Origin of the sequence: Pseudoalteromonas sp. SG43-1 (assembly GCF_014164415.1) — a bacterium.
GTDB lineage: Bacteria > Pseudomonadota > Gammaproteobacteria > Enterobacterales > Alteromonadaceae > Pseudoalteromonas > Pseudoalteromonas distincta.
This window is the reverse complement of record NZ_JACJFD010000008.1, coordinates 42,893-56,279: the sequence shown is the minus strand read 5'-3', so window position 1 is coordinate 56,279 and position 13,387 is coordinate 42,893. Positions and strand designations below refer to the sequence as shown.

The 13,387-nt window shown below is 39.1% G+C and carries 10 protein-coding genes; 9 read left to right on the top strand and 1 reads right to left on the bottom strand.

From position 1 onward, the window contains the following. Nucleotides 1–183: 183 nt before the first annotated feature. Genes lepA through pdxJ form a run of 6 tightly spaced genes read left to right on the top strand, consistent with a single transcriptional unit; the run spans nucleotide 184 to nucleotide 5,992 of the window. Nucleotides 184–1,971, top strand: a complete 1,788-nt coding sequence (gene lepA, locus H5159_RS08110) for a translation elongation factor 4 (protein ID WP_002958717.1) — start codon at nucleotides 184–186, stop codon at nucleotides 1,969–1,971. Nucleotides 1,972–1,987: 16 nt separating this feature from the next. After that, on the top strand, nucleotides 1,988–2,923 hold the full coding sequence (gene lepB, locus H5159_RS08105) for a signal peptidase I (RefSeq protein WP_182711521.1): 936 nt from the start codon (nucleotides 1,988–1,990) through the stop codon (nucleotides 2,921–2,923). 2 nt (nucleotides 2,924–2,925) lie between these two features. Next, on the top strand, nucleotides 2,926–3,603 hold the full coding sequence (rnc, locus tag H5159_RS08100) for a ribonuclease III (RefSeq protein ID WP_002958715.1): 678 nt from the start codon (nucleotides 2,926–2,928) through the stop codon (nucleotides 3,601–3,603). Beyond that, nucleotides 3,593–4,525 carry a GTPase Era gene (gene era / locus H5159_RS08095; RefSeq protein ID WP_002958714.1) on the top strand — a complete coding sequence of 311 codons (933 nt, stop codon included), beginning with the start codon at nucleotides 3,593–3,595 and terminating at the stop codon, nucleotides 4,523–4,525. The genes rnc and era overlap by 11 nt, the downstream gene beginning before the upstream one ends. 20 nt (nucleotides 4,526–4,545) lie before the next feature. Further along, nucleotides 4,546–5,238: a DNA repair protein RecO gene (recO, locus tag H5159_RS08090; protein ID WP_002958713.1), complete on the top strand. Its 693-nt coding sequence runs from the start codon at nucleotides 4,546–4,548 to the stop codon at nucleotides 5,236–5,238. 22 nt (nucleotides 5,239–5,260) lie between these two features. Then, entirely contained in the window at nucleotides 5,261–5,992 is a 732-nt protein-coding gene (gene pdxJ / locus H5159_RS08085) for a pyridoxine 5'-phosphate synthase (protein ID WP_182780118.1), read from the top strand. Nucleotides 5,993–6,072: 80 nt separating this feature from the next. Here the strand turns inward: pdxJ and barA are convergent, their stop codons facing one another. Then, nucleotides 6,073–8,847, bottom strand: coding sequence for a two-component sensor histidine kinase BarA (barA, locus tag H5159_RS08080; RefSeq protein ID WP_182737195.1), 2,775 nt, complete (start codon nucleotides 8,845–8,847; stop codon nucleotides 6,073–6,075). Nucleotides 8,848–8,956: 109 nt separating this feature from the next. On the opposite strand from barA, the gene rlmD reads away from it, so the two are divergent. The 3 genes from rlmD to mazG are packed head-to-tail and all read left to right on the top strand — an operon-like array spanning nucleotide 8,957 to nucleotide 13,247. Beyond that, the gene (gene rlmD / locus H5159_RS08075; protein ID WP_182780117.1) at nucleotides 8,957–10,282 is read left to right on the top strand and encodes a 23S rRNA (uracil(1939)-C(5))-methyltransferase RlmD; all 1,326 of its coding nucleotides are present in this window, start codon (nucleotides 8,957–8,959) and stop codon (nucleotides 10,280–10,282) included. 8 nt (nucleotides 10,283–10,290) lie between these two features. Then, nucleotides 10,291–12,447, top strand: coding sequence for a GTP diphosphokinase (gene relA / locus H5159_RS08070; protein WP_024594977.1), 2,157 nt, complete (start codon nucleotides 10,291–10,293; stop codon nucleotides 12,445–12,447). A 2-nt stretch (nucleotides 12,448–12,449) separates the two neighbouring features. Beyond that, the gene (gene mazG / locus H5159_RS08065; RefSeq protein WP_182672525.1) at nucleotides 12,450–13,247 is read left to right on the top strand and encodes a nucleoside triphosphate pyrophosphohydrolase; all 798 of its coding nucleotides are present in this window, start codon (nucleotides 12,450–12,452) and stop codon (nucleotides 13,245–13,247) included. Nucleotides 13,248–13,387: the final 140 nt, after the last annotated feature.

Below are 13,387 nucleotides of genomic sequence, written 5' to 3'. Positions count from 1 at the left end.
ATTTAAGTTAAGTAAATATAACTTATTGTTATTCAATACATAAAATGGTTGTAACCCATCTTAAAAAGCGTAAGTACAGTTTGTTATATACAAATCTAGCTTATGGCATCCTAAAGCAAGTATTTTCAAGTCACTTAGGTATTCATATTTAGTCCATTAAAATAGAAGTATAGAATCCAGTTTATGAAGCATATCCGTAATTTTTCGATCATCGCCCATATTGACCATGGTAAATCGACCCTTTCAGATCGTTTGATCCAAGTTTGTGGCGGTTTAACCGACCGTGAAATGCAAAAACAAGTTTTGGATTCAATGGATATTGAGCGCGAACGTGGTATTACCATTAAAGCGCAAAGTGTAACGTTGAATTACAAAGCGAACGACGGCGAAACCTACCAACTTAATTTCATTGATACTCCAGGACACGTTGATTTTACGTATGAAGTTTCACGATCTTTAGCTGCTTGTGAAGGCGCGTTGCTTGTTGTTGATGCAGGCCAAGGCGTTGAAGCACAAACACTAGCTAACTGTTACACCGCTATTGAAATGGAATTAGAAGTAATTCCAGTACTTAATAAAATCGATTTACCGCAAGCGGATCCTTTACGTGTTGCAGAAGAAATTGAAGAGATTATTGGTATTGATGCCCTTGATGCAGTGCAGTGTAGCGCTAAAACAGGTGTAGGTATTGCCGAAGTTCTTGAAATGATTGTTAAAGATGTACCGCCGCCAGTAGGCGACAAAGATGCACCTTTACAAGCACTTATTATCGATTCTTGGTTTGACCCATACCAAGGCGTTGTATCACTAGTGCGTATTAAGCACGGTGAATTACGCACTGGCGACAAAATAAAAATAATGTCGAACGAGCATATACATACTGCCGACCAAGTAGGTGTGTTCACTCCTAAGCAAACCAACACCGGTATTTTAAGAACAGGTGAAGTAGGGTTTGTTATTGCTGGTATTAAAGAGATACATGGTGCGCCAGTAGGTGACACTATTACTCATCAAAAAAATGCAGCTCCACTTCGCTTACCTGGCTTTCAAAAAATTAAGCCTCAGGTTTATGCGGGTATGTTCCCAATTGCATCAGATGAGTATGAATCGTTCCGTGATGCACTTAATAAATTAAGCTTAAACGATGCGTCGTTATTCTTTGAACCAGAGAATTCAACTGCACTTGGCTTTGGTTTCCGCTGTGGCTTTTTAGGTATGCTACACATGGAAATCATTCAAGAGCGTTTAGAGCGTGAATACGATATTGATTTAATTACAACAGCACCTACGGTAATCTATGAGATAGTTACTAAAGAAGGTACATTTCAGATTGATAATCCATCTGATTTGCCTGCAGTAAACGATATTGTAGAGATTCGTGAGCCGATTGTTGAAGCTAATATTTTGGTACCACAAGAATACCTAGGTAACGTTATTACTTTGTGTATTGAAAAACGTGGTAGCCAAACAAAAATGACTTATCACGGAAAGCAAGTAGCTGTAACTTACGAGCTACCTATGGCTGAAGTGGTGATGGACTTCTTTGATAAATTAAAATCTACTAGCCGTGGTTTTGCGTCGCTTGATTATAACTTTAAACACTTTCAAACATCAGATATGGTGCGTGTTGATATTTTAATCAATGGTGAGCGCGTTGACGCACTTGCGATAATTGTTCACAGAGATGGTGCACAGTCTCGTGGTCGCCAGTTAGCTGATGCGTTAAAAGAGCTTATCCCACGTCAAATGTTTGATATAGCGATTCAAGCTGCTATCGGACAACATGTTATTGCCCGTACCACGGTAAAACAATTACGTAAAAACGTAATTGCTAAGTGTTACGGTGGTGATGTGAGCCGTAAGAAAAAGCTACTTAAAAAGCAAAAAGATGGTAAAAAACGTATGAAGCAAGTAGGTAATGTTGAAGTGCCTCAAGAAGCGTTTTTAGCTATTTTAAAAGTTGGCAAATAAAAACAAAGGATTATAAATGGCTGGTTATTTTTCAGTTTTATTGGTGTTATTAACTTTAGGCTCAGGCTTAATATGGTTAATAGATCACTTAATGTACGCCCCAAAAAGGCAGGAGCGCTTAGCGATAGCGCAAACGTCTGCTGGAGCTCCGTTAGATGAAGAAACTGCGGCATTAATTGCACCAGAACCAGTACTAACAGAAACAGCAAAGTCGATTTTCCCGATGATTGCAGCAATTACTATTTTTAGATCATTTATCTTTGAACCGTTTCAAATTCCATCCGGTTCAATGATGCCTACATTATTAGTAGGTGATTTTATTTTAGTACAAAAGTATTCATATGGAATAAAAGACCCTGTTTGGCGTACTCAATTAGTTGAGATTGGGCAGCCTGAGCGTGGTGATATTGTTGTTTTTAAATACCCTTTAGATGAAAATGTTGACTATATTAAACGTACAATTGGTTTACCTGGCGATAAAATTGTTTATCGCGATAAACGTTTATATATTCAGCCAAATTGTAAAGAAGGCGAAACCCAGCAGGGTGAGCTTTTATGTAATGAATTCAATAAAATTGATTTTAAACTAATTAATGATAACGAATTTAAACAAGGCCCAATGCCTCTAGCTCGTGTAAATGAAAATTTAACAACAGTTACGCATGATATATTAATCAACCCACAAGCGCCTGAGAGAAAAGGGCGTTACTACCAGCAACCGGGCACGCCTTCTGATGAATGGACTGTTCCTGCTGATCATTATTTTATGATGGGTGATAACCGCGACAACAGCCAAGATGGTCGCTTTTGGGGCTTTGTACCAAAAGAAAACTTGGTGGGTAAAGCTGTCTTTATATGGATGAGTTTTGAATTTGAGAATGGCCCTGATGATATTTTACCAGGATGGGTTCCAACTGGTGTTCGCTTTGAGCGCCTAGGTAATATTCAGTAACGATGAAAAAAAATGTAACAGAATTATATAAAAAAATTGGCTATGAATTTGCCGATCAAGGTTTACTTGAGCAAGCAATGACGCACCGCAGCCACAAAGGCCAGCATAATGAGCGACTAGAATTTTTAGGCGACTCTATTTTAAGCTTTGTGATTGCCAATGCACTTTATGCCAAATTTCCTAAAGCGCGTGAAGGCGATTTAAGCCGCATGCGCTCAACGCTTGTGCGTGGTCAAACACTTGCCGAGTTTGGTCTTGAATTTGGCCTAGGCGATTATTTACGCTTAGGGCCGGGCGAGCTTAAAAGTGGCGGATTCCGTCGCGAGTCAACGCTTGCTGATGCAGTAGAAGCTATTATTGGCGCTGCATTTTTAGATTCAGGTATTGATAGCTGTGGCGATCTTATATTGTCATGGTACGAATCACGATTAGATGCTATTTCACCAGGGCTTAACCAAAAAGATCCGAAGACCCTGCTGCAAGAGTATTTGCAAGCCCGTAAATTATCTTTACCGGGTTACACTGTGGTTGATACCAAAGGCCAAGCACACAATCAAACATTCACGGTCGAATGTATTGTTGATGGAATGGATAGCATAATTTCTGTAGGTAGCTCGCGCCGTAAAGCCGAACAAAAAGCTGCTGAAAAAGCATTGAAGATACTTAAAAATGAACCTTGATACCCTAATACAGCCTCATGAAGGTGATGTAGATACGTTTTGTGGAATGGTTGCTATTGTAGGGCGCCCAAACGTAGGTAAGTCGACTTTGCTTAATGAAATTATTGAGCAAAAAGTGAGTATTACCTCACGTAAACCACAAACCACCCGTCATCGTATTATGGGTATTCATACCGAAGGTAAACACCAAGCGGTATACATAGATACACCAGGTCTACACGTTGAAGAAAAACGTGCGATTAACCGTTTAATGAACCGTGCCGCGTCTAGTTCTATCGGCGATGTTGAGCTTATTATTTTTGTAGTTGAGGGCACTCATTGGAATGCCGATGACGACATGGTACTTAATAAAGTATCGCAAAGTGGTAAGCCGGTATTATTGGTTATTAATAAAATAGACCAAGTTAAAGACCGTGACCTTGTGTTGCCTCATATGAAGTGGTTAAGTGACAAGTTTGATTTTGTTGGAATTATGCCAGTATCGGCAACGCAAGGTAAAAATGTTGATTTAATCAAAGCAGAAGTAACTAAACGCTTACCTCCTTGCGAATTTTACTTTCCGGAAGATTATGTAACTGACCGTTCAATGCGCTTTATGGCAGCTGAAGTAATTCGTGAAAAACTAATGCGTTTTATGGGCGAAGAATTGCCGTATTCTGTAACTGTTGAAATTGAGCAGTTTAAATGGCAAGACAACGGTATTTGGCATATCAACGGGTTAATTCTTGTTGAGCGCGAAACACAAAAACGCATGGTTATTGGTAATAAAGGCGAAAAGCTAAAAACCATTGGCCGTGAAGCCCGTAAAGACATAGAAGAAATGCTTGATAACAAAGTGTTTTTAGAGCTTTGGGTTAAAGTTAAGTCGGGTTGGGCTGACGATGAACGTGCACTAAGAAGCTTAGGTTACAGTGAAGACTAAACCAAGCAGTAGCTTAGTGAATGGATAGCGACTTCTACACCGCGTATTTATTACATCGGCGTCCTTATAGTGACTCCCAAGTAATGTTAGATATGCTTGTAGAAGGCGTTGGTCAGTTAAGAATGCTGGCCCGAATTAGTGGTCGCCAGGCCACTAAACATAAAGCACAACTTCAGCCGTTTCAGGCACTGCTTGTTAATTACAGTGGCAAGTACGATTTAAAATATATCAATAAGTTTGAACTGCATGGGAACTCGCACTTTTTAAAAGGTGATGAGCTTTATTGTGGTTTTTATTTAAATGAGCTTACAAATCGTATCGTTCCTGTTAACGAGCCAATTGAACAAGTATTTGAGCTATATAAAACTCATCTATCAAACCTAAACAGCGGGGCTAATTTACAAGAGGTGCTTCGCTCATACGAGTTTCAACTATTGGAATTACTCGGTTATGGCGTGGATTTTAGTTTTGACGCCAGTGGTGAACCAATAGATGAAAAGCAGACGTATAGTTATTTCCCCGAACTTGGTTTTTTAGTACAAGAAGATACACGTTCTGGATTTAGTGGCAAACAACTCAACGCCATAGCAAATCATGACTTTAGCCAAAATGATGTGCTATATATGGCAAAGCAATTAAGTCGCTATTTATTAAAACCCTTATTAGGCAGTAAACCATTAAAAAGCCGCGAGCTATTTATGGCCTCTCAATAAACGTAATTTTACAGGTAAGAAAATGAAAGATATTCTTTTGGGTGTAAACGTAGATCATATTGCAACAATTCGCCAAGCGCGTGGAACAAGCTATCCAGATCCCGCTCATGCAGCCAGTGTAGCAGAGCATGCAGGCGCAGACGGTATTACGATTCACTTACGTGAAGACAGACGCCATATTCAAGATCGCGACGTTTATGTAATGGCTAAAACCATTCAAACTCGTATGAATCTTGAAACCGCTGTTACCGATGAAATGATAAGAATAGCGCTTGAAGTAAAACCTGAGTACGTGTGCTTAGTACCTGAAAAGCGCGAAGAATTAACTACCGAAGGTGGCTTAGACGTAGCCGGTAATATAGATAAAATTAAAGCAGCAACAAAAACGCTTACCGAAGCGGGTATTAAAGTATCGCTATTTATTGATGCAGATAAAGCACAGTTAGATGCAGCCAAAGAATGTGGTGCTCCTTATGTAGAAATACACACAGGCGCGTACGCCGATGCAACAAATGATACTGATTTACACAAAGAGTTAGAGCACATTCGTGAAGGTGTCATATACGCAGCAAGCTTAGGTTTGATTGTTAACGCTGGCCATGGTCTTCATTATCATAACGTGAAACCAATCGCTGCAATGCCTGAGATTTATGAGCTAAATATTGGTCACGCTATTATTGCTCGTGCAGCTATAGATGGGCTTGATAAAGCCGTACGCGACATGAAACGATTAATGATTGAAGCAAGAATGTAAGATAAGCAAACATCAGCATTTAAAAAGCTTAATTAAAAAACGCGGTAAATACCGCGTTTTTTGTATCTAAAATTCAAAGCTTATCTTTGTAGTTCGGTCACACTTGCATCTGCAAGTAGGTTTTCAAGCTCATCTTGTAACTCAAATAATTCAGGTTCAATATTCTCTAACAAGCATTTATTTTTAAGCGATGTTTCGATTGTTTCTGCGAGTGATTTAAGTTTAGGTACACCAGTGTAACAACATGCACCATGAAACTTATGGACAATACTTAACACTTGTTGGCAATCGTTACTCTCTATTGCTTTAGCAAGTAATGTAAGGGTCTCAGGGACACTTAAAAGTAGCATGTTAAGCATCTCTAGCGCTAACTCGCTCTTTCCGCCAGCACGCTGCAGGGCTTGTGCCCAATCAATTCTACTACTTTGAAATGGTGCAGGACTTTGTGGTGTATCTGTCTTAGCTTTGTCACGATTAACAGGAGTCTGTGGACTATGGTCGCTAATAATTTGTTTAAGCATATCTTCATCAATAGGCTTAGTTAAATAGCCTTTAAAGCCATCTTTTAACAGTTGCTCTTTTTCGCTTTGAAGGGCATGTGCCGTTACAGCGATAATGGGTGTATCTTCATTAAGTGATGATTCTTGTATAAGCTTACATGCGGTTATACCGTCCATAATTGGCATTTGTATATCCATAAAAATTATGTCGTATTTATGACTTTTACTTAAGCTGTATGCTTGTGAACCATTATGAGCCGTTTCTATTACTTCAATCTGTTCACTTAACAAAGTATGGAGAAGTTTTAAATTAGCATCGTTATCATCAACAACCAATACTTTTAACGGCAGTAGAGCTTGATCGTTTTGTTCAATATTATGAGTCGGGTGGTCAAGTCTGTAAGGTGCTGCAAGTACTTCACATAACTTACGGTGATTAAGTGGCTTACTTAAACATGCATCAGCTCCGCTGCCTATAAAGGCTTCTCGCATATTGTGCGATACAGTATTAAGCATTAAATATAAGTAATCAGTAGATTCACGTACGGCTTTTACATAGCTTTTTAGTTGCTGCATATCATCAACTGATGCCATATGGCCAATTAAGCAAACATCATATTTATGTTCAGTATTTTTTATAGCGTCTAAAAAGCTAGTTTCGTTAAAGCATGCCGTAACGTTTGATTCCCACTGGGTTAATAACGAAAGTACGGCATGGTGCGTATGCTCATGTGGCTCTAAATATAAGATACGCTTACCAATGAGCGATTTAGTCGGTAAGTCATTTGTAAATACGTGATTTGGCAAACTAAACACACTATTGAATGTAAAGCAGGTACCGTTACCAGGCGCAGAATTTAACGTTATACGACCACTCATTGCTTCAACAATATGCTTGGTAATAATAAGACCAAGGCCTGTACCACCAAACTTACGTGTAATGCTTGAGTCTGCTTGCCCAAATGGAGTGAATAAAGAGTCTTGCTTATCCATAGGTATACCCACGCCAGTATCTGTTACTGACACAAGTAAAGAAGTGCGTTCGTCGTCGAGTAACCGATGGCTTATGTCGACCTTAATAGAGCCTTTTTCGGTAAATTTAATCGCATTACTTAACAGGTTTATTAAGACTTGTTTAAAGCGAGTGGGATCGCCTGTTAAGTCATCCGGTACTTGTTGGTTAATGTAAATGGATAGCTCTAATTGCTTATCGTGTGCGCTAGGAGCGAGTAGTGTCATTACTTCATTTACAGCATCACGAAGTTGAAACTGAATCGACTCAAGTTCCATTGCACCCGCTTCTAGTTTGGAGAAGTCTAGAATGTCGCTAATAATAGTCATTAAACTATTTGCTGATAGCATAATAGTGTCAAGATAATCTTTTTGATGTTTATTCAGCGGTGTTTTATAAAGCTGACGTGTAAATCCAATAACACCATTTAACGGAGTACGGAGTTCGTGGCTCATTTTAGCTAAAAAGTCTGATTTTACACGGTTAGCATCTTGAGCTTCTTTTTTTGCAAACGAGAGCTCTATATTTGAAGTTTCGTATTGTTCTAGTGTTTCGCGGTAGTCACTCGTTGCTTGATCAATATTTTTTTGCATTTCATCTTTTTGCATCACCATAGTGTGAGCAATGGTGTTTAAGCCTTCTCGTAATAGCTCAAATTCACCTATCATGTTGTCGTTAAGGCCAGTACTTCTTTTACCTTCGACTAACTTGTCGGTTGCAAGTACTAACTTATTAAGCGGCGTCATAAACATGCGGCTTAACCTTAAAGCTAAAATTGCTGCAAATACCAACGATAAAATAATTACAATACCGCTAATTAATAAAGCACGTTGCTGCCCTATAACTGCTTGGTCTTTGTTTAGCTGTATAATAACGGTGCCCAAAGATGACTGAAAAGCCGATGGATCCCATTTAGAGTCGTGACTTGTATGGTTAATAATGGGTGTGAAAAATGTAACAAGCTCATCTGATTTTTGCACACGGGTCGTTTTTAAATTTATGAGCGTTTTTTGATTAATTAACTTTTCAAATGAGCGGTGATAATTACTGGTCATTAATAGCGCATTATTTTTATCAAAAATAGCAATCGACTTAATTGTAGGGGAGTGCTTGTTATGCGTGTAGCTTATAAGGCGATTCAATAGCTGTTTGTTTTTTTCGAGCATGGGTTGCTCAAGCGCAATAGCAAGGGGCTCTGAAATAGTAGTGCCTTGCTGATATAAAATTTCATCAAGCTCAATGTAACGATTTATTGTAAAATAGCCACCAAGTAGTAATCCTATGATCACCGTTGGGATCAGGGTCAGTGTTAAAACAGAATCGCGTAAGCCTAATTTGGTCATAATGAGAGCGTTTTATCGTTATTAGTATGACTTGAGTATATACGGTTCAACACGCATTCTAAAGCATCTAAATATAGGTGCTTCATAAATAAAGTTAAGGTAATGCCTAATGGCGCAAATTTTTAAAGCGAAAAAAAAACCGTTAAAGCAACAAACACTAGAATTGACTATAACGGGAATGGATCATCAAGGGCGTGGCATTGCTAAACATAACAATAAAGTATGTTTTGTAAGCGGTGCATTACCAAACGAAACAGTCAAAGCAACACTCGTCGAAGATAAAGCTAAATACAGTAGTGCAAAAGTAACTAAAGTTATTCAAGCGAGTGAATCAAGAGTAGATGCTTTTTGTGAGCACTATAATCAGTGTGGTGGTTGCCAATTACAGCATTTAGAAGTAAGCCAACAAGTTGTAGAAAAACAAACTGCAGTTACTCAGTTATTTAGTAAGTTTGCTAAATTAAACAGCTTAAACTGGCAAACCCCATTATTAAGTAAACCTGTGCATTACAGACGCAGCGCTCGTATAGCTGTTATGTTTGATAAAGCAGCTAAAAAAATGCGCGTGGGTTACAGAGCAAGTGGCTCAAAAAATATTGTGAGTATTAATAAATGTGCAGTACTTGATGAAGTATTTACAGATGTTTTCACACTTTTTGATGATTTAATTAATCAACACAAAGCACTGCACAGTATAAGCCATTTACAGTTATGCCAAAGTGATAAACAAAACTTTGTTGTTATTCGTCACACTAAAGCAATTAATGATGATACAAAGGCTTTGGTTGAGCACATAACAAAAAGCCAGCAGTTTAAAATTGTATGGCAAAGCGAGAGCGATGCAATAGAACATTCACACTTAGCCATGCCATTTTATTATCTTAAAGAATTTGATCTAAAATTTGAATTTGGTTTAGGTAATTTTATTCAGGTAAATGCGCAAGTTAACGAAGCTATGTTAAAGCAAGCTGCAAATTGGCTTGATTTAAAAGGTGATGAAAATTTATTGGATTTATTTTGTGGTATTGGTAATTTCTCATTAGTGTTAGCAAAACAAGCAAAATCTGTAATTGGTGTAGAAGGTGTGACTTCAGCGGTTGCAATGGCTGCTCAAAATGCGCAAACTAACTCTATTACCAATGCGCAGTTTCATTGCTTTGATTTAACCCAAAGCATACAGAGCGCCCCATGGTTTAGCAAAAACTTAGATGTGCTTGTACTCGATCCTTCTAGGACTGGTGCAATAGCTGTATTAGAGCAATTACCTTTAAAGCAGTTTAAAACTATTTTATATGTCTCTTGTGACCCTGTTACTTTAGCCCGTGACAGCGCAATTATTTCACAAGCTGGCTTTGATCTTAATAAAATTGGGCTAATGAATATGTTTCCTCATACAGGGCATATTGAAACTATGGCGTTATTTCAACGGAGGTAGAACGCATTATGGTAGCTACACGACAATCACATCAACAAGATGAGACAACAGATTTTAGCACTCGGCTTTCATTTCTTGCCTTGTCTGAAGAAAAAACAGAGCTACTTACTAAAGCCCAAGCGCTCTGCGTAAAATGTGATAGTGAAAGCAGGCAAACTACTGCAATCGAAATGGTTGAAATTTTAGCTGAGCTAAATCTCGACCCCGAATCGTTAGCTACTGCGTATTTAACCCCGTATTTTTTAAACGACTTAATATCGCTTGAAACCATCGAAGAGCAGCTTGGGAATAACATAGCCATGCTGTTAACTGGGGTTGCACAAATGGCCACTATTAGTACTTTATCGCATCAAGGTAAAGGCACTATGCAAGTTGATAATATTCGAAAAATGTTATTAACCATGGTTGAAGATGTGCGCGCCGTGGTCATTAAGCTTGCCGAGCAGGTATGTCATTTACGCAATGTAAAAAATGCGGATGAAGAAGACCGCGTCATTGCCGCTAAAGAAACGGCTGATATTTTTGCACCATTGGCAAACAGATTAGGAATAGGGCAATTAAAATGGGAACTGGAAGATTTATCGTTTAGATATTTGCACCCAGGCACCTATAAAAGCATAGCCAAACAACTTGACGACAAACGTCTTACACGCGAAGCCTACATGGAAGATATGGTTGAGCAAGTAAAAAATCGTTTAAGTGAAGCGGGCATAGAGGCCCAGGTTTATGGCCGTCCTAAGCACATTTACAGCATTTATAAAAAAATGCAGCAAAAAAACTACGAGTTTGATCAGCTTTTTGATATTCGGGCAATGCGTATCGTCGTTGAACGATTGCAAGACTGCTACGGTGCGCTGGGCATTGTGCACACCAATTGGCGTCATCTTAATAAAGAGTTTGACGACTATGTAGCAACCCCAAAACAAAACGGCTATCAGTCAATTCATACCGTGGTATTTGGACCTGAAGGTAAAACGGTAGAGATACAAATTCGTACCAGCGACATGCATCAAGATGCTGAGTTAGGGGTGGCTGCACATTGGATGTACAAAGAAGGTGCATTACCAGGGCGCGGCTCGGGTTATGAGCAAAAAATTAGCTGGTTGCGTAAACTACTCCAATGGCAAGAAGAAGTGGTTGATGGTGGCGATTTAGCAGAAGAGCTTAAAAACCAAGTAGTAGAAGACCGCGTATATATATTTACCCCAAGCGGCGATATTATCGATTTACCACTTGGCGCTACACCGCTTGATTTTGCTTACTACATCCACTCAAATGTGGGGCATCGTTGTATTGGTGCAAAAATATTCGGCAAAATAGTGCCGTTTACGCATCAACTTACAACAGGGGATCAGGTAGAAATACTCACCCAAAAACAACCAAATCCAAGTCGTGATTGGTTAAACCCGTCATTAGGATACATTAAGTCATCCCGTGCTAGAGCTAAAATCCACCACTGGTTTAAACAGCTCGACCGCGACAAAAACTTAAGTGCGGGGAAAGAAATTCTCGACAGCGAACTACAAAAGCTCAATTTAACATATAAAGATTTAGAGCCAGCCATTAAGCGTTTTAACTTTAAAGAGCTGGATGACTTAATGGTTGCGATTGGTGCGGGCGATGTTCGCCTCAATCAAATGCTTAACTTTGTAAGTGATCGGACAGAAGATGAGCCGGTTATTCGCATTAAAGCACCAAGTAAAGTAACTGGTGATAAAAACGGCATTGTGGTTGATGGTGTTGGCAGCTTAATGAGCCATGTAGCCAAGTGCTGTCGCCCAGTACCTGGCGATGAAATAATAGGTTATATAACCCAAGGTCGAGGAATAGGTGTTCATAAGGAAGACTGTGATTCGTTTAATAACTTAAAAAACCAGCATCCTGAGCGTGTTATTTCGGTAAGTTGGTCAGATGATATTAACGGCTCGTACGCACTAAGTATTAAAATAGAAGCCACCGATCGTTCAGGGTTGATACGCGATATAAGCTCAGTACTTGCTAACGAAAAAGTAAATGTTTTAAACATGAACGTAAATACGGTTGAAGATAATCAGTTAGCTATATTTACAATGCAAATAGAAGTACATGACTTATCGGGTACTAACCGTGTTCTTTCTAAATTACACCAAATTGAAGGTGTACATGATGCCAAGCGTGGTCATTAATCATGAATGATAATACAGCGCTTACACAACTTCTTAGCATAATGAAAACACTGCGAGATCCCAAGGGCGGTTGTCCGTGGGATCTCAAGCAAGATTTTAAATCTATTGTGCCGCATACGCTAGAAGAAGCGTACGAAGTTGCCGACTGTATTGAATCAGGCAACTTAGATGAGCTTAAAGGTGAATTGGGTGATTTGCTATTTCAAATAGTTTTTTATGCGCAACTTGCACAAGAGCAAAATCTATTTGATTTTAATGATCTAGTAGAGCAATTAAACGATAAGCTTACCCGTCGTCACCCGCATGTGTTTGGTGAAAAAAAAGAGCTAACAGACGATCAATTATCGCAGCAGTGGCAAGCAATCAAAGCACAGGAGCGAAGTGCTAAAGCGCAAATCGAATCCCCTTCTTTTTGGCAAGATATCCCTGGCAATATGCCAAGCTTAAGCAAAGCCAAAAAAATTCAACAACGCGTGGCTTCCCTTGGCTTTGATTGGCCAACGTATCATGGTGCACTAGATAAAGTGAGTGAAGAAGTGCTTGAAGTAAAAGAAGCGATTGAGCAAGACCCGTTATCTGATCATACAGCGGAAGAGCTCGGCGACTTACTTTTTGCCACTGTTAATGTTGTACGCCATGTTAAACGAGATCCCGAACAACTGCTTCGTAGCGCAAATGATAAGTTTTCAGCGCGTTTTGAAAAGGTAAACGCTTATTTGCATGCGCAAGGTAAAAGCTTAGATACAGCAACCTTTGAAGAGATGGATAGTGCGTGGGATGCGATTAAAAAAGTAAAATAGGCTTAATGTTAAATAGTGCACATTTTTTGTGCGCGTATTAGCTAATTTTAGCTGGATTGATAAGCAGTGTTTTGGTACAATTTCGCCCCGTCTTGATGATATACCCTTAGGCTCTTCTTTGGGTGTTATATTCCTTTTAA

Excerpts from the sequence above, each read along its gene's own strand:
- lepA (WP_002958717.1), top strand. The coding sequence starts at position 184 with ATGAAGCATATCCGTAATTTTTCGATCATCGCCCATATTGACCATGGT.
- lepB (WP_182711521.1), top strand. The coding sequence starts at position 1,988 with ATGGCTGGTTATTTTTCAGTTTTATTGGTGTTATTAACTTTAGGCTCA.
- rnc (WP_002958715.1), top strand. The coding sequence starts at position 2,926 with ATGAAAAAAAATGTAACAGAATTATATAAAAAAATTGGCTATGAATTT.
- era (WP_002958714.1), top strand. The coding sequence starts at position 3,593 with ATGAACCTTGATACCCTAATACAGCCTCATGAAGGTGATGTAGATACG.
- recO (WP_002958713.1), top strand. The coding sequence starts at position 4,546 with ATGGATAGCGACTTCTACACCGCGTATTTATTACATCGGCGTCCTTAT.
- pdxJ (WP_182780118.1), top strand. The coding sequence starts at position 5,261 with ATGAAAGATATTCTTTTGGGTGTAAACGTAGATCATATTGCAACAATT.
- barA (WP_182737195.1), bottom strand. The coding sequence starts at position 8,847 with ATGACCAAATTAGGCTTACGCGATTCTGTTTTAACACTGACCCTGATC.
- rlmD (WP_182780117.1), top strand. The coding sequence starts at position 8,957 with ATGGCGCAAATTTTTAAAGCGAAAAAAAAACCGTTAAAGCAACAAACA.
- relA (WP_024594977.1), top strand. The coding sequence starts at position 10,291 with ATGGTAGCTACACGACAATCACATCAACAAGATGAGACAACAGATTTT.
- mazG (WP_182672525.1), top strand. The coding sequence starts at position 12,450 with ATGAATGATAATACAGCGCTTACACAACTTCTTAGCATAATGAAAACA.